Origin of the sequence: Pontibacter chitinilyticus, assembly GCF_039748935.1 — a bacterium.
Classification (GTDB): Bacteria; Bacteroidota; Bacteroidia; order Cytophagales; family Hymenobacteraceae; genus Pontibacter; species Pontibacter chitinilyticus.
The window spans coordinates 171,694-188,319 of record NZ_JBDIZJ010000007.1; the positions used below are offsets into that span (position 1 = coordinate 171,694).

Sequence of the window (16,626 nt, forward strand, 5' to 3'; positions counted from 1 at the left end):
ACCCGGCTGCCTTTTTATTCTACTTCTAATAGCTTACTTAAACATTCCTTTTAGTTTGGCCAGCTTTGCCTGAAAATCATCCAGCGGTTCTTCTTCTTTTCCTTTGCGGTCACCTTTCGCGTTGCGGTTACCACCTCCGGCCGGCTTGGCAGCAGCAGGGTCGCCTTTCATGCTCAGCGAGATGCGCTTGCGGCTCTCGTCTACCTCCAGCACCGTCACCTCTACCTTCTGCCCCACTTTTACCACTTCATGCGGATTGCTCACGAAGCGGTCTGATAAATGGCTCACATGTACCAGGCCGTCCTGGTGAACGCCGAGGTCCACGAAGGCACCGAAGGCCGTAATGTTGGTAATGATGCCCGGCAGCTTCATACCAGCACGCAGGTCTTTGATCTCGTTCACACCTTCGGTAAAGCTGAAAGCTTCAAACGTCTGGCGCGGGTCGCGGCCCGGCTTGGCCAGTTCGCTCACGATATCCTGCAGCGTCGGCAGACCTACTGTTTCTGTGACATACTTTTTCAGGTTGATCTGCTTGCGCAACTCGTCCTTCTGCATCAGGTCCTGCACGCTTACGCCTAGGTCACTGGCCATCTGCTCCACGATCGGGTAGCTTTCGGGGTGCACCGCGGAGGCATCGAGCGGGTTTTTCGCGTCGCGGATGCGGAGGAAGCCGGCTGCCTGCTCAAACGCTTTGTCGCCCAGGCGCGCTACTTTCTTCAGCTCAGTGCGTGTTTTAAAAGGGCCATTCTGGTTACGATACTCCACAATATTCTGCGCCAGCGCCGGGCCCAAACCGGACACGTAGGTTAGCAACTGCTTGCTGGCGGTGTTTACTTCCACACCCACGGCATTTACGCAGCTCATCACCACGTCATCCAGCGTATGCTTCAGGGCTGATTGGTCCACATCGTGCTGGTACTGGCCCACGCCAATGCTTTTCGGGTCTATCTTCACCAACTCCGCCAGCGGGTCCATTAGGCGGCGACCAATGGAAACGGCGCCGCGCACCGTCACATCATAGTCCGGAAACTCCTCGCGGGCCACGTCAGAAGCTGAGTAAATGGAGGCGCCGCTTTCGTTCACCATCACCACCTGCACGGAGGTTGGCAGGCCTAAGCTGCGCACAAATGTTTCGGTTTCGCGGCTGGCGGTGCCATTACCAATCGCCACGGCTTCTACCTCGAAGCGGCTCACCAGGTATTTTACCTCCTGCCCCGCCTCCTGTGCCTTGTGCTGGCCAGTGTGCGGGTAAATGGTTTCGTTGTGCAGCAGCTTGCCCTGTTTGTCGAGCACTACCAGCTTGCAGCCGGTTCTAAAGCCCGGGTCCAACGCCAGCACAGTTTTCTGGCCTAACGGCGAAGAGAGCAGCAACTGGCGCAGGTTATCAGCAAATACGCGGATAGCCTCTTCGTCAGCACGCCGCTTAGAGCTCAGGCGCACTTCGGTTTCCATACTTAGCTTGAGCATGCGCTTGTAGCAGTCTTTTGCCGCCAGCCGCACCTGCTCCGAAGCCGCATTATGGCCTTGCACAAACAGGCTTTCCAGCTTCGCCAGTGCCAGCTCTTCATCTGGCTGGGCGCTCAGCATGAGCACCATCTCTGTTTCGCCACGGCGCATAGCCAGCACACGGTGCGAAGGCGCTTTCTCAATCGGCTCCTCCCACTCAAAGTAATCTTTAAACTTTTGGCCTTCTTCCTCCTTGCCCAGCATCACACGGCTCTTGAACACACCATTCTTCTCGAATAACTGGCGCATGGTGGCGCGTGCTTCGGCGTTCTCGTTCATCCACTCCGCCATAATGTCGCGCGCTCCGGCAAGGGCTTCGGCGGTGTCTTTTACCTCTTTTTCTTCGGAGATAAAATTGGCTGCCTCTGCCTCCACATCAAAGTTCTCCTGCTGAAAAATTCGCTCGGCCAGCGGCTCCAGCCCTTTCTCGCGGGCGATGGTGGCTTTGGTGCGGCGCTTGGGTTTGTAAGGCAGGTAGATGTCTTCCAAAGCGGCCATTGTCTCGGCAGCCATAATTTGCGCCTCCAGCTCCGGCATCAGCTTCTCCTGGTCGCGGATGGATTTGAGGATGCTCTCGCGGCGCTTGTCCAGCTCACGCAACTGCTCCATGCGGTCGCGGATAGCGGCAATCTGTACTTCGTCGAGTGAGCCGGTTGCTTCTTTGCGGTAACGGGAAATAAAGGGTACGGTCGCTCCCTCGTCCAGCAGTGTGGCCGTGGCCTCTACTTGCTTGATGGTGATAGAAAGCTCCGAGGCAATCTTCAATAAGTGTTCTAGATTTGGTTCCATTATAGTTTAAAGGACTGTAGACAAAAGAAGAAAGGCGAAAGAAATGACGTTACATATACATGGTGCTATACCAGACCCTGCACTTCGCCTCCACGTTCATGCTGTTATGCGTTGTTACGGATATTCTGAACGTCAAATTTAAGGCTTATTGCCCAAACCCGGAAACAAGTTGCCTTGCAAATAACCTACATTGGCAAATCAGGCAAGTATAAAACTGGCTTGCGTTGCTGCCCTCCCGACGAAAGTGCTTTAACGAAAGAACTTATACTTCAAACGTTTACTTCTCTGTTTATACTTCCTACCTTTGCGGTGCCGCACGAAGTATATCATATTTCCATGAAAATTGCCTTTCTTAAAAACCAGCTCAACCATTGGGCTTACCACCAGCTGGTAAAATTGGGCGTGCCCGCCCAAACGGCTACCTACCTGAACATGCTCGCGCTGCTGGCACTCCTGCTGCTGCTGATGTATACCTGTAAGGTGATCACCAAAAAGCTGCTGGTTGGCTCGGCTCAAAAGCTGGCGGGCAAAACAGCTTCCAAGTTCGACGATTACCTCATTCAGAACAAAGTGCTGGTATACCTGGCCCAGGTCGTACCGCTGATTATGGTAGTGCAGGCGCTACCTATCATCTTTTACGCTTTTCCGGGGTGGATGCTGCTCCTGCGGCGACTCACGGATGTATACACGGTGCTGCTGGGCATGTGGACGGCACAAGCTTTTCTGCGCACCTGCAAAGACTACATGAAAACGAAGGAGACCTTCCGCGGCAAGCCCGTGGAAAGCTTTGTACAGGTATTTGTGATTGCGCTATACTTCATCGGCGGCCTGCTCATCTTCTCCTTACTGACGGGCAAGTCGGTGTGGGCTTTTGTGACGGCGATGGGCGCGGCCTCGGCCATTCTTTTACTGGTGTTTAAAGATACCATACTTGGTTTTGTTGCCAGCATCCAGGTTTCTAGCAACGACATGGTGCGCATCGGCGACTGGATCACGATGGAGAAGTATGGGGCAGATGGCGACGTGATCGAGATCAACCTGACGACGGTAAAGGTGCAGAACTTCGACAAGACCATCACCACCATCCCTACATATTACCTTATTTCTGATTCGTTCAAGAACTGGCGCGGCATGCAGAGGGCCGGCGGCCGACGCATTAAACGCTCTATTCACATCAAAATCTCCAGCATCCGCTATTTGTCTGATGCTGATATCGAACGCTTTAGCAAAATACAGCTTATTAGCGGCTACCTGGCGCAGAAACAGCAGGAGATCAGCGCTTATAATGAGCGGAAGGACATCGACAAAAGCCTGCTCATCAACGGCCGCAGCCTCACCAATGTGGGCGTTTTCCGGAAATATATCGATGCCTATATTGCCCAGCACGAGTTTACGCACAAGCAGATGACCATGATGGTGCGGCAGCTGGAGCCCACCACCACAGGCATGCCGATAGAGCTGTATGTGTTTACGAATGAAGTACGCTGGGAGCGTTACGAGCTGATCATGGCTGATATTTTCGACCATTTGCTGGCAGCTGTACGGTATTTTGACCTGGAGGTGTTTGAGATGCCTGCCGCCGATGATGTGCGCAGCCTGCAGTTTCTGCGCCATGGCTATGCATCCGGCTTATACCCTAACATGGAGCAGATGCAGAACTGAAGGTGCAATGGTCAGGCACAAAGAGAAGCGGAAGTATAGACTCGTGCGCTATACCTCGCTAAGCTAGCACTGCAGATACTTACTTTGTTCCGGCAACAAGTTTCGGATGGCAAGCAGCTTTACGGCGTTTTCGTTGGATACGCCAGTGCCTGCGCCGTGCGCGAAACCGGAGAAAGTATGCTCTAAAACTCTCCGGCTGAAAAAGCAGCCAGAAAGCGGAAGCAGCAATGAAACACAATATTATCAGCCACCATATCATAGTTTAGTTTACGCATGCAACAAAGGAGTGGTTTATGTAAACCTCAGAATATATCAGTTTAGGTATAGACTTAAGCTGCGTTGTAGTACTTACCTGTTTTCTGGTGTTGCTGCTATTTTGTACTTTCGCCTTGTTGAGATCTCACCGCTACCATACGATCCTGCTGTTTTACCTGGCCGGGCTTGGGCTGTTTTGCCAAAGCTGCGTGGTACGGCCCCTGGATGAAAAACCTTTTGCACAATCCAGCTACTACCAGGCCACTTTGCACCAATTGCAAAACACAGACTCTGGTTATCTTGAAGGCGATACGCTGCAGGTGGGCTGGGCAAAGGTGAACATTACACCGCCTGTGGGCACACCGCTGGCAGGCTATGGCAAACGGCGCGGCATGCGCTACGAGCAGGTCCACGACTCGGCCTGGGTGCGCACGTTTGCTTTCAACAATGGCTCCCACACCGCATTCCTGGTAGCAGTAGATATGCTGATCGTGCCGATGCGCGTGGCGGCGCAACTGGAGCAGGCATACCCCAAGTTGGGACTAGGTCCGGAACAAGTATACCTCACCGCCACCCACAGTCACACTAGTTTCGGCGGCTGGCAGAAGAAGCTGGCCGGTCGGTTAATGGCGGGCAAGTATAACAAGGCTGTCGTGCGGCAAACGGTAGAGCACATCCTGCAAAGCATCCGGCTCGCGCAGCAACAGCTGCAGCCTACGCGTATTGGCTACGGGCAGGTAAGTGTACCGGACCTGGTACAGAACCGCCTTACCGGCTCGCGCATTAACCTCGATTCTACCCTGCGTTTTATTCGGTTTGAGCAAGCATCCGGCCGCACCGCTGTATTTTGCACCTTCGCTGCCCACCCTACTATCCTGCCTTCTATGCAACCTATACTTTCGCGCGATTACCCTGGTGCGTTGGTGGATGCCCTGGAGGAGCAGGTAGATTTTGCTGCTTTTGCTGCGGGTGCGGTAGGCAGCCACCAGGCAGTATATACCGGCGACACCTTTGCCAGCACCCGGCAAGTAGGCCAGCAACTTGCCCAAGCTGTCACACAACAGATGGCAGCAACTCCGATGGCCTATACCGCTACCCTGGGCTACAGCCGGGTGCCGCTCCTGCTGCCAGATCCGCAGTGGCGCATCGGCGACCATAAGCGCTTCGCACCGGCTCTGTTCTATACTTTCTTTGGCAGGTACCCCGCTGCTGTTAACGCGCTGCAGCTGGGAGATATGGTGCTGCTGGATGTACCTGCCGATTATTCCGGCGAATTTATGCCGCTCCTGGAAGCGCAGGTTGCCCGACAACAACAGCATGTGCTGCTAACAGGCTTCAACGGCGGCTATGTTGGGTATCTGGTTCCGGAAGAACATTATGCACTGCACAAGTATGAGGTGCGTGCCATGAATTTCTATGGTCCGCTTGCCGGCAATTATGTTACAGCAGTACTGCTGCAACTCCTGCAACAGCATCGCCCTGCTCACCAGCGGCGGTGAGTCTGATACAGCACCGCTACAAGGGCTGCCTTATACCTTAAAGGAAGTACCTGGAACCTGCCTCGCTTTGCTACTGCCGCTGACAGAAAAAGTGTTCTGACGCAGCTTGGGATGTAAATTTCACATGCCTAGAAAGGTTTGTTCCTCCTGTTCATAAAGTGCCTGATTATACAATTTTAGAATAATACAACTACATAGTATAACAAAACCTACTATCGCAATTATTATCTTTATAAAATACTAAACAAAAGTATCGGAATAGGGGTTTAATTAATTGTACCTGTACAGGTAGTATGGATGTGAATATTAAAGACGAAAAGAGATGGAAGCGACACTATTTACGTTACCGAATATAATTTTCCTAACCTTACTGGTAATATACCTGCTGCTTTTGGGGCTTATGCTAACATGGGTCTACTTTGATGCAGAGCAACGCGGCATAAATGGCTGGTTTATACTTACGATTACCTTTTTGTCCGGTACACTGGCCGGCATCCTGGGCTGGTTGCTACTACGCCCAAAACTGCAGCCACAACCTATTCCCGTCAGAAAGTAACAGAAAGACTGCTATAACGCTTAAATCCGGCCGCTTACAGAAATTATACTTCCGTAAGCGGCCGGATTTTGTTTTGAACCGTGGCAATCAATCCGTGCGCATGCTGGTACTCTTGCTGGTGTTTTAGGACTTCGTGCCGGGTTCTGTAACCCTTTGCTCCTTTCAGGAGTTTTTCCGGAAGAGAAATATTCCTGTCCTAGCATAAGTCACATTACATGAAAGCATCCGTACGTATAGCGCTGATCCTGCTTTTAAGTCCTGTTCTGTTCTCCTCCTGCAATAATTGCGATACACCCGTTGTCACATCCCTACAGCCGGAGGATACCGCCTGGTTGCCTTACAAACAAGGCGACACAATACGTTACCTAAATGAAAGCAATGCCGCCGTCTTTTTTATCTGTACAGAAGTTGCTCAAGGCACCATACCTGCCGACGGCTATAGTCCTGACGAGAAGTGTATCGATAAGCAGAATACGCAGGCTGACTATATCATCAAAGACATAAAGGACAAGTATAATGCTCTGGCTACACTTATTGTGAGAAAGCCAGAAAGCCTGGAGGTTAAACTGGCGGCAGAGAAAAACAGCTCCTGGGAGATAGATGAGAACAACCCGAAGTACCCAAGCCTGGAACTGAACGGCACGACATACAGCCAGGTGTTTGAAGTAAACCTGGACAGTACCAAAACGGGTAGCCTAAAGCGCCTGCTCTACAGCCAAACCAACGGCTTCATTCGGGCAGAATACTATGACGGGAGGCTGCTGCAGCTTAGATAACAAACACCGGTAAGCAACTCATGCGTGTTTTGGTGCTGGAGCAAGAGTTTGCCGGCTTCTACATGTAGTTATACTATAATTTTAATCTTCTGTTTCTTTTCAGGTCACCCGCTCCGGCCTGTTACTATTGCTGCGAATTACTTATCTTTCCTTTAGTGAAGCGCCTGGCACACCGGAAGTAAAACGTCGGGCACACGCTTCTGTCAGGCTATAGTTGCAGCACATGTATGAACATCCTGTACCCTCGCTTCCCCGTGTGGCACCCGCCAGGCGCCACAGGCTAGCCTATGCGCTTCTTGCGCTATCGGGGCTGTCTTATATGGTGCTGGGCTATGCCACGCCACGCACCAGTTTTACGCTATTGCTGGTGTTATTTACTTGCTGCTTCGGCGGGTACCTGTACATTACCAACCACCGGATAAACCTCTGGCACGGCATTGCGGCAGCCATCCTCTTCCGGGTGCTGCTGCTTTTTGCCACACCAGCCCTCTCTTTCGATTACCTGCGACTTTTGTGGGATGGTCATGTACTAGCAGCAGGCCTAAACCCGTACGCCCACCTGCCCGCAACACTGCTGCCAAACACGCTGCAGGTGGCAGGCATCACCAGGACAGAGAAGTGGCACCTGATCGCACCGGCAGCCTACAGTACTAATCTGCCGGTGGCACTGGCAGTTGGTTGGCTGGGCGCGAAGCTTTCCTCCGGTAACCTGCAAGGCAGTGTGGTAATCATCCGGCTGGTGCTGGTGCTGGCTGATATTGGAAGCATCCTGCTGCTCCTGCGGCTACTGCGCAAGATGGCAGTCCCCGAGAAGCACCTGCTGCTATATGCTCTTAATCCCTTGGTTATACTTGAATTAACCGGCAACCTGCATACTGAAGCGTTGCTGATCTTCTTCCTGTTACTCACCCTGCTGCTGCTGTTTCAGTTGCGGGTAGTACCGGCAGGGCTTGCCTTCGGGCTGGCGATAGGCGTCAAGCTGCTCCCGCTACTGTTTCTTCCTTTTGTGCTCCGCCGCCTTAGCGCCAGGCAGTTTGCGGTGTTTGGGCTAGTGCTCCTGCTTACGCTGGCAGGCCTCTTTTTCCCGCTGCTGTCTACTGTCAATCCGGCGCAATTCCTGACGTTATACTTCCAACAACCCAGTTTCAATGCCAGCTTATACTATGTGCTGCGATGGCTTGCCATGCAGGTGGCTTTGCCTAAGTTGGTGCCGCTGCTGCCATTGCTGCTTGCTGCAGCGACAGCGGGAGCTATTTTGTCGATGGCTGCGGTAAAAAGGCTGGGCTCCACGCACCGCCTGATGGGCTATATGGCTGCCACACTGACTGTGTGCCTATTACTGAATACAACAGTTCAGCCCTGGCACATTCCGCTGCTGCTGGCACTTACCATCGTTAGCCATTTCCGGTTTGCAGTCGTATGGAGCGGCCTGATCATACTACCTTATGCTGCTTACCATACTCAGCCTGTTGCGGAGCATTTGCTACTGACGGCACTGGAACATGGCCTGGTCATTGCCTGGATGCTGGCAGAGTTGTACCTATATCGCCAGCGGCGGAAGCAGGCTAACCTGGTGAGCTAAGGAAGAGAGCCTGTAAGATCACATTCGCCTGTTCTTTGCTGAGGCAGCCGGTTCATTCATTCCTATAATTCAGGCTCTTGTGCAGTTGGAGATGAATGGTATATTTTCGCTTCCTTCTTTTGCCAGCAGTACGGCAAGTTGGTTACACAGCAGCACCGCTTCATTTAAATACGGGCTTGGCCTGCCTCTTTTTTTTCTTAACCGTACTATTACCCTAAACCACAACCAGGGCCGATAATGGAACAAACGGATGGAAAAGTGCAGGTAGTCGTTTTCGACCTGAATGGTACCTTTTACAACAAAAGCTCGAAAGATGAATTCTTTAAATTTGTTTGCTCTAAAAAGCCGCAGAATGCCAGGTTTTACTTTCAGATGCTATACTATAAGCTCCTGGTAAAACTGCACCAGGTCAGGCAAACAGAATTCAAGGAGAACTTTTTTAACTACCTCGACAACATTCCGCCCGAGCAGGTGGAGACTTATGCCCGTGAGTTCTGGCAAAAGGAATATCCGGAAAACTTTAACGACGAGATCAAAAGCCGCCTGGATACCTTGAAAAAAGAAGGTGCTGAAATTTGTTGTGCCACCGGAGGTTTAGAACTCTATGTGAAGCCGCTGTTTCAGCTTTACCCGGTTGATTACCTGGCCGGGACCAGAGTAACCTACGTCGATAATACTTATAAAGTAGAAGGAGAAGCGTGCAAGGACGAAGAAAAGCTAAAGCGCCTGGAACAGCATTACGACGGCCGCTCCATTACAATCATCGAGGCTTACTCTGATAGCAAGGAAGCTATCCTTGACAAGGCAAAGAAGGCGTACCTGGTAAAAGACGGCAAAATAACACCGTATGAGCAGTAAGACTGCTACTGCCCCTGCAGTTGATGCGCTAGCGTTAGTCTCACAAATATCAAATTACGCAGGAGCTGCATGGCGCGAAAACAACATGCGGAAACAGAATTCAAGCAACTACTAGCTTTGCTCTTTGATCTCACGCAAAGGGGCTGTTAAGAAGTCATTGAGGGGTTTGAGTGCTTGGAATCCATCCAATACCACTTCCACAAAATTGTCCTGCAGCACCACTTCATCTGTTAGGGGCATGATGCCATTCCAGCTTTTGTGGCGCAGGTAATCGATTGCCGGGTTCTCCTTGTCATATCCTTTGGGAGTCGTTTTGAGTTGCTCGCCCTGCAGGTTGCCAAAGCGTTTCCGGAACGCCTCCGCCTCCACTATTCCCTTAAATGTATCCAGGCTATAGTCTATCTCCTGTCGGATGGCTTTTAACTGCTCTGCAGGCGGATACCAGAGACCACCGGCCAGAAAAGAATTGTTGTTAGGCGCCAGGTGCAGGTAATAGCCCGGCAAAACCGATTTACGGCCGCCCTCGGCAACATAGGCACCGAAGTGATCTTTGTAAGGTCGCTTGTCATTGGAGAAGCGCACATCGCGGTACACCCGGAACATCAGGTCTTTGCCCTGTTGGCCACGCGCGGCTGGCTCAAACTGCTGCATTCCCAGCAGCAGGTCATCTAAAAAGCTACTGTAATTTTTCCGGGCCGCTTCATAGCGCTTTTTATGTTCGTTGAACCACTCGCGGGTATTATGCTCCGCCAGATCGGATAAAAAGGTAAGGGTTGCTTTAGCGATAATTTCAGACATGCTTGTTCCTAATTGATAACTCTACTTTTCGCCGGCCTGCATACTTGTGCGGTGGCAGTATGCAAGCTACAGCTTTCTGCTTTCCAGAACGAGACAGCAGGCCATTTTTGTCTCACTTTAGGCTATATTTTGTCTTCTCCCGCCACTTAGCTGCAGTGTTCTTTTGCCTTTAGGTACAGCCAGCCTATAAGTTATACTTGATCTACCCGGCTGCCGCACCCGAAGTATGGAAACAACACTACCCTAGGATATCGGCCAGGGAAGTACCTGCCAGATCATCTGCGTGATCAACGTCGGAGAGCAGGGGCAGCAAGGCATACGACAGGTGTAACTGCGAGATATCGTGCAGGGTGTCGGGGAAAACATGCTCTGTGCTCCAGCGCTTATTCCGGAAGAGCGCCGTATGCAGTTTTTTCATCCCCAGGAGGTAATAACCGCCATCCAGTGCCGGCCCTACTACCACATCCTGCGTCTGCAGCAGTTGGTAAGCCGCTGCTATTATTTCTTGTGTCAGGTGCAGGCAGTCGCTGCCAATGATTACCACAGAGTTATACCCTTCGGCAAAGGCCGTAGTAAAAGCGGTTTCCATTTTCTGGCCCAAATCACCTTCCGGCTGCACCCGCTTCTGGTATACTGCCACTGGCCACAAGTCGTGCTGGGCTATGGCTTCGGCATAGTATACCCGCTTCTGGACGGGCAGCTGCTGTGTGATGGAGCGTGTGTGCCGTAGCAGGTGGATGTATACTTCGAGCGCTTTCTCCGGCCCTATGGTAGCTGCTAAACGCGTCTTTACTTTGCCCAACTCCGGGTTGCGAACGAAAAGCAGTAAGAGTTCTTTCTCAATCATGCAGCCTTTATGGTGTAAATAGTAAACGTTGGCAAGGTCTCCTGCCGTGCTCCTGCGCCGCTATTTTACAGTTTCGCCGCCACAGCTAGAGCCGGCACCTGCTGTGCAGCCATAGCAATGCTGGTTCAGCACAATAGAACGCTCATCCAATGCGGCCATATCAAAGTGCCGGATGTGCTGCGAGGCGGCCGGTGCTACTTTCAGGTCCAGCATCTGGTTAAAGTCACAGTCGAAAAGATAGCCGTCCCAGCCAACGGAGATAGTGTTGCGGCACATTACGCCGGCAGCAGCAGCAGGATTGAAGGCATCCACCAGCTTTTGCATATAGCTGTCGTAGTTGCCGCTGCTAATCAGGTAATCCAGGTAGCGGCTGATGGGCAGGTTGGTGATGCAGAACAGGTTGTTGAACACTACATGATAGTTTTGGGCGAGCCTGCGCTTGAACTCCGCCTGCAGCGAGGCCTGGCCGCCCGGCAGAAAAGCACCCGACGGGTTGTACACCAGGTCCAGCAATAGGCCTGTGCCTTCCTTGCCGTAACCAACTTCGTTCAGCATTTGCAAGGCCCTGATCGACTTATCAAAGACGCCATCTCCGCGTTGCGCATCAGTGCGGGAAGCCTGAAAATAAGGCAAGGAGGATACCACGTGTACACCATGCTGCCGGAAAAATTCGGGTAGGTCGTGGTACTTTTTGTTTGCAAGTATAATCGTAAGGTTGCAACGCACAATCACCTGCCGCTCAAGGTTGGAAAGCGCTTCTACAAACCAGCGGAAATCAGGATTCATCTCCGGTGCGCCCCCGGTCAGGTCCACAGTGGTGATCTGGGGGGCCTGTTGCAGCGCATCCAGGCATTGCTGCATCGTGTCGCGCGTCATGATCTCTTTGCGATCTGGGCCAGCATCAACATGGCAATGCTTGCAGGTCTGATTACACATCTTGCCCACATTCACCTGCAGTATTGTGGTGCCCGTCGGTTTCAGTGGGTAAAGGCCGTGTTCCTGCAGCCGAACGGCAAAAGCCTGGAACTGCTCTCCCTGTTTACCTGGCTGCTGCAGCACCCGGAGCTGGAAAGCTGCGTTAGCCAGTTCATGCTGCTGGCCGTTCAATGATTTTACCGTCGATCCCATACTACATCGTCAACTCTTTTATCTTGTTCATCATCTGCACGCCGTGCACCAGCGCGGCCCCGCCTTTAATGGCCGCCGCCACATGCACAGCTTCCATCATCTGGTTCTCATCGGCACCTTTCTGCAGGCAATCAGTGCTGTAGGCATCGATGCAATAAGGGCACTGCACGGCATGGGCAACAGCCAGCGCAATCAGCGATTTCTCCCGCTCGGTTAAGGCGCCTTCTTTAAATACTTCGCCATAGTAGTCAAAAAACTTGCGGCCCATCTCAGGCTGCAACTCGGCTATATTTCCAAATTTGGCCAGATCGGCAGGGTTGTAATAGGTATTTTCCATCATGAGCGGTTATGTTTAAGGATTCGTACGCGTTCAGCAACGCAGGCAACGTGGTTTTCTCAAAATACAGGCAACGCTTGAGTTTTAAGTATAAAAACATGCTGCCGGCAAGCCCCTCAGAAAGCAGGAGACAGCTGGTATAACAACTTGTAACAGGTGCAGAAGTTTAGAAAAGCAACTTAAAGCGGCGGAGCCCGCAACAACGGCTGCCCCAGATAAAGTTTGAAAGGCTTTACCAGCAGGTGAAGAAAGGAATGTTTGCGGGAGGTATCCTTGCAAAGTATAGCCAGCAGCTTTTTCCGGAGCGCGTGTGTGGCCGGCAACTGCTGCAGGGCCAGCGTTAGATCCGCTGCAGAATCGATATCAGCTTTATCCTGCAGCAGCACAAAGCTGTTGAGGCAGGCATGCAGCCGGAAAGCATACAGCTTCAATTCATCCAGCACCTTGCTGGTTTGCCAGTTCAGCATAGAGAAGGCTTCGGGATTAAAGCTGCTGATGTGCATGCCAATGAGGTATGCGCCGCCATCAGCAGCAGGGCCGATCACCATGTCATGCCCTTCCAGCACATTTGCCGCTTTCAGAATATCCTGCACCGTCAGCGTCGGACAGTCGCTGCCCACGCAGATAATGCGCTGGTAACCTGCGGCAAATCCATCCTGAAAAGCATTGGCCAAGCGTTCCCCGAAGGTACGGCCTTTTTGCTGTGCTGTGAACACCTTTACCACAGGCAGGCCACTTTGCGCCAGTACCTGCTCGGTATGCTGAAGTAACACCCGCGCTACCTGCAGGTTTTTAGTTGTACCCTGCGCCGCAGCCATTACTTTATACTGCGCCTCGTTGTGCGGGGCATTAGCAAATAGCAAAATAGCAGTAGCGGGCGTAGTATCTTTCAAAGTATAACCGGATGTAAGCCTTACTACCTGCTTTTGTACTTTTTGTTGCACAAATTTAAATAGCAGTAGGCATATTCTTAAATATACCAATTAACTGATGTTAAAGCTACTAAACCGAAAAATAAAAGAAAACTACGATCAGGATTTTACCTCTCCCATCACATACATTTGATCGAGGGTAGGACTGGCGCTGCCGCCGGTTGGCTCCAGGGTGATGGCAAATGCCTGTGCAGCGGCGATCTGTTTCATTTGTTGTAAGCTGGGGTTGCCATTCGTTTGCAGCACGCCGGCATCTATTGGCTTTCCATTATCCAGCGCCCATAGTTGGTACTGCTTGCCATCCGGTGCTGGTGGTAACTGCACGGCATTCAGGTATACTTTCTGTTGCTCTGGGCTCCAGTACACGAGTACGTTAGCCTCCGGGTGAGCTGCTACGCCTTTCAGCTTCACCGGCCTATAATCTTCATCGCGCAAGAGGCGCAGTAATAGTTCCTGCTGGCTGATGGTAGCCGAAGCAGTATGATAGTTTTGTGCCAGCCGCTGCTCCGACGCAAGCGCCTGCGACAACTGCTGCTCGGCAGATTGCCATTTCTGGTAAAAATGATAGCTCAGGAAACCGGATAGCAGGAACAGCACAACGCTGGCTGCAAACATCCATTTATAAGGGCCACTTTCCAGCTCTGTTTCTCTGTAGAGTGGCCGCACATTATCTGCTGCATCTTCTTCGGCGGGTATGATCGAAGAAGTTTCGGCCGCCAGGCGGTCGAGCACCTTTTGCTTCAATGCGGGTTTGGGAGGCACAGCATACAGCCGGGCATAATTCTCCATTATAGCGCACGCTTCCTCCAGAGCAGTATGCACTGCTACAGCATTTGCTGCCCTGTGTTCCACCTCCTGCCGTTCCTCAGGGCTTAGTGCCCCTGCGGCATATAGTTCCAACACGCCGGACGCTATGTATTCTTCGTCAGTCACGTCCTTTAAACAACTTTCCCAATACTTTAATTGCACTTCTGGCTCTTGTCTTTACAGTTCCAAGAGGTATCCCAAACTCCTCAGCGATCTCACTTTGCGTCATGCCCTCAAAATACATCAGATCAATGACCTGCTTTTGTTCCGGACTTAGATTCTGCGTGATTTCCCGTACCCCGATATGCTCCGGCCGAAATGCATCGGCTCCAAAGTCAGCGCGGGGGGAGGTTGGTATCTCTTTTGTCCTGAGACTTACGCGATGCTGTTTCGATCGGATTTTATCGATGGCCAGGTTCCTGCAAATATTTATCATCCAGGTAAACAGGCGGCCTTTGCTTTCGTCATAACTAGGAAACGAGTTCCATATTTTTACAAAGGCTTCCTGCAACACATCCTCCGCTGTTTCTTCTACTTTTACAATCTGTAGCACCACCCCATACAGGGCAGCGCTATACATATCATAAAGCACAGAAACAGCTTGCGTATCACGGACACGCAAGCGAGTGATCAGTTCCTCTTCGGTGAGCTTATGTGGGTGTCTGTCTGGCAAAGGTTCAGCTCAATTGTGCAGATGGCGCTTACCACCTGCCTCAAATTTATAACATAATCTGGAAAACTGTTCCTATAACTATGATAAGCTGAAAAATGTTATCCTTTTTACAAATCTGTCTGCCTTAAGAAAGGGCAACCGCACCTACGTAGCGCCGTTCTGTAATAGAGACAAAGCTTATTGAAAAGATTATGCCAATAGAAACGATAAACCCAGCCACCGGCCAGGTGGTAAAAACTTTTGAACCGCACACGCCTGAAGAAGTAAATCAAAAAATAGAAGCGGCCGAGCAGACATTCCAAAGCTGGAAAAAAGTTAGTTTTCCGGAGCGGGCAAAGCTCATGCAACGGCAAGCCGATATTCTGGAGAACGAAGCCGAGACGTATGGCCGCATCATCAGCCTGGAAATGGGCAAGCCCCTGAAAGATGCTGTGGCTGAAGTAAAAAAATGTGCAAAGGTATGCCATTACTATGCGGAGAATGCCGCCGGCTTTTTGCAGGACGAAACGATTACTACCAAAGCTTCCCGCAGCCTGATTGCCTATGAGCCGTTGGGCGTAGTACTAGCCGTGATGCCCTGGAACTTCCCCTTCTGGCAAGTATACCGTTTTCTGGCGCCGGCTCTTATGGCTGGCAACGTGGGCCTGCTGAAGCACTCGTCTAACGTACCGCAATGTGCTCTGGCTATCGAGGAAATCGTTCGGAAAGCAGGTTTCCCGGAGAACACGTTCCAGCCACTCCTCATTGGAGCACGTGCTGTAGATGCCGTGATCGCGCATCCGCTGGTACGCGCCGTTACCCTGACGGGCAGCGAAGCCGCCGGCTCCAAAGTAGCCGAGAAAGCAGGTCAGGAGATCAAGAAAACAGTGCTGGAGCTGGGTGGCAGCGATCCGTTTATAGTGCTGGAGGATGCCGACCTGGAGCAGGCCGCTACTATTGCGGTAAAGTCGCGGATGGTGAACTCCGGGCAGAGCTGTATCGCGGCCAAACGCTTTATAGTGGTAGAAGCCATAGCCGATGCCTTTCTGAAGCGGATGAAAGAAATCATGGGCAGCCTGAAAACCGGCGACCCGCTCACTGAAGATTGCGACTACGGCCCGATGGCGCGCAAAGACCTGGCAGAAGAACTGCAGCAGCAAGTGCAGGACTCGCTAAAAAAAGGTGCGCAGGTAGTGCTGGAAGGCGGCAGAACAGATACGGAAAGTGCGTATTTTAAACCGATGATCCTGAAGAATGTCGCGCCAGGCATGCCTGCCTACGACGAGGAAATGTTTGGCCCCGTAGCCGCTGTTATCGTGGCGAAAGATGAAGAAGATGCGATCCGCATTGCCAACGACTCCCGTTTTGGCCTGGGTGGTGCCGTGTGGACACAGGACAAAGACCGCGGCCTGCGCGTGGCCCGGCAGGTAGAAACCGGAGCCATGTTCGTCAACACCATGGTTGCCTCATCCCCGGAGATGCCCTTTGGTGGAATTAAAAAATCTGGTTATGGCCGTGAACTGTCCTACCTGGGCATCCGCGAGTTTGTGAATCAGAAAAGCATTTGGGTGGAGTAAGGTCCCTTTGAAGTACGTGTGAGCGCCTTGATTTCTCTTCACTACTAAACAAGTATAGACGCAAG

Annotated in this window: 15 protein-coding genes; 7 read left to right on the forward strand and 8 right to left on the reverse strand. The window is 51.8% G+C overall.

What is annotated here, in order from left to right; translation table 11 throughout:
* Positions 1–33: 33 nt before the first annotated feature.
* The gene (locus ABDW72_RS12635) at positions 34–2,295 is read right to left on the reverse strand and encodes a Tex family protein (protein ID WP_347158933.1); all 2,262 of its coding nucleotides are present in this window, start codon (positions 2,293–2,295) and stop codon (positions 34–36) included.
* A gap of 174 nt (positions 2,296–2,469) precedes the next feature.
* On the opposite strand from ABDW72_RS12635, the gene ABDW72_RS12640 reads away from it, so the two are divergent.
* From ABDW72_RS12640 to ABDW72_RS12665, 6 genes are all read left to right on the forward strand, one after another.
* Positions 2,470–3,957 carry a mechanosensitive ion channel family protein gene (locus ABDW72_RS12640; protein WP_347158934.1) on the forward strand — a complete coding sequence of 496 codons (1,488 nt, stop codon included), beginning with the start codon at positions 2,470–2,472 and terminating at the stop codon, positions 3,955–3,957.
* Between the two features lie 389 nt (positions 3,958–4,346).
* Positions 4,347–5,711 carry a neutral/alkaline non-lysosomal ceramidase N-terminal domain-containing protein gene (locus ABDW72_RS12645; RefSeq protein ID WP_347158935.1) on the forward strand — a complete coding sequence of 455 codons (1,365 nt, stop codon included), beginning with the start codon at positions 4,347–4,349 and terminating at the stop codon, positions 5,709–5,711.
* 322 nt (positions 5,712–6,033) lie between these two features.
* The gene (locus ABDW72_RS12650) at positions 6,034–6,267 is read left to right on the forward strand and encodes a hypothetical protein (RefSeq protein ID WP_347158936.1); all 234 of its coding nucleotides are present in this window, start codon (positions 6,034–6,036) and stop codon (positions 6,265–6,267) included.
* Between the two features lie 215 nt (positions 6,268–6,482).
* Positions 6,483–7,043 carry a hypothetical protein gene (locus ABDW72_RS12655; RefSeq protein WP_347158937.1) on the forward strand — a complete coding sequence of 187 codons (561 nt, stop codon included), beginning with the start codon at positions 6,483–6,485 and terminating at the stop codon, positions 7,041–7,043.
* A 223-nt stretch (positions 7,044–7,266) separates the two neighbouring features.
* Complete coding sequence (locus tag ABDW72_RS12660) at positions 7,267–8,625, forward strand: MptA/MptB family glycosyltransferase (RefSeq protein WP_347158938.1); 1,359 nt, start codon at positions 7,267–7,269, stop codon at positions 8,623–8,625.
* Positions 8,626–8,862: 237 nt separating this feature from the next.
* The gene (locus ABDW72_RS12665; RefSeq protein WP_347158939.1) at positions 8,863–9,483 is read left to right on the forward strand and encodes an HAD family hydrolase; all 621 of its coding nucleotides are present in this window, start codon (positions 8,863–8,865) and stop codon (positions 9,481–9,483) included.
* Positions 9,484–9,594: 111 nt separating this feature from the next.
* Here the strand turns inward: ABDW72_RS12665 and ABDW72_RS12670 are convergent, their stop codons facing one another.
* The 7 genes from ABDW72_RS12670 to ABDW72_RS12700 all read right to left on the reverse strand — a co-directional run bounded on the left by ABDW72_RS12670 (position 9,595) and on the right by ABDW72_RS12700 (position 15,005).
* Positions 9,595–10,281 carry a DUF2461 domain-containing protein gene (locus tag ABDW72_RS12670; protein WP_347158940.1) on the reverse strand — a complete coding sequence of 229 codons (687 nt, stop codon included), beginning with the start codon at positions 10,279–10,281 and terminating at the stop codon, positions 9,595–9,597.
* Between the two features lie 238 nt (positions 10,282–10,519).
* Positions 10,520–11,128 (reverse strand): TIGR04282 family arsenosugar biosynthesis glycosyltransferase, encoded by a 609-nt coding sequence (locus ABDW72_RS12675; protein ID WP_347158941.1) that lies wholly within the window; start codon positions 11,126–11,128, stop codon positions 10,520–10,522.
* A 60-nt stretch (positions 11,129–11,188) separates the two neighbouring features.
* A complete protein-coding gene (arsS, locus tag ABDW72_RS12680; protein WP_347158942.1) occupies positions 11,189–12,256 on the reverse strand; it encodes an arsenosugar biosynthesis radical SAM (seleno)protein ArsS in 1,068 nt (355 codons plus the stop codon).
* A gap of 1 nt (position 12,257) precedes the next feature.
* Positions 12,258–12,593: an arsenosugar biosynthesis-associated peroxidase-like protein gene (locus ABDW72_RS12685; RefSeq protein ID WP_347158969.1), complete on the reverse strand. Its 336-nt coding sequence runs from the start codon at positions 12,591–12,593 to the stop codon at positions 12,258–12,260.
* Positions 12,594–12,772: 179 nt separating this feature from the next.
* Positions 12,773–13,486, reverse strand: coding sequence for a TIGR04282 family arsenosugar biosynthesis glycosyltransferase (locus tag ABDW72_RS12690; RefSeq protein ID WP_347158943.1), 714 nt, complete (start codon positions 13,484–13,486; stop codon positions 12,773–12,775).
* A gap of 138 nt (positions 13,487–13,624) precedes the next feature.
* A complete protein-coding gene (locus ABDW72_RS12695) occupies positions 13,625–14,458 on the reverse strand; it encodes an anti-sigma factor (protein WP_347158944.1) in 834 nt (277 codons plus the stop codon).
* The gene (locus tag ABDW72_RS12700; RefSeq protein ID WP_347158945.1) at positions 14,451–15,005 is read right to left on the reverse strand and encodes an RNA polymerase sigma factor; all 555 of its coding nucleotides are present in this window, start codon (positions 15,003–15,005) and stop codon (positions 14,451–14,453) included. Before ABDW72_RS12700 ends, ABDW72_RS12695 begins: the two co-directional genes overlap by 8 nt.
* 191 nt (positions 15,006–15,196) lie before the next feature.
* On the opposite strand from ABDW72_RS12700, the gene ABDW72_RS12705 reads away from it, so the two are divergent.
* Positions 15,197–16,561 (forward strand): NAD-dependent succinate-semialdehyde dehydrogenase, encoded by a 1,365-nt coding sequence (locus ABDW72_RS12705; protein WP_347158946.1) that lies wholly within the window; start codon positions 15,197–15,199, stop codon positions 16,559–16,561.
* Positions 16,562–16,626 lie beyond the last annotated feature (65 nt).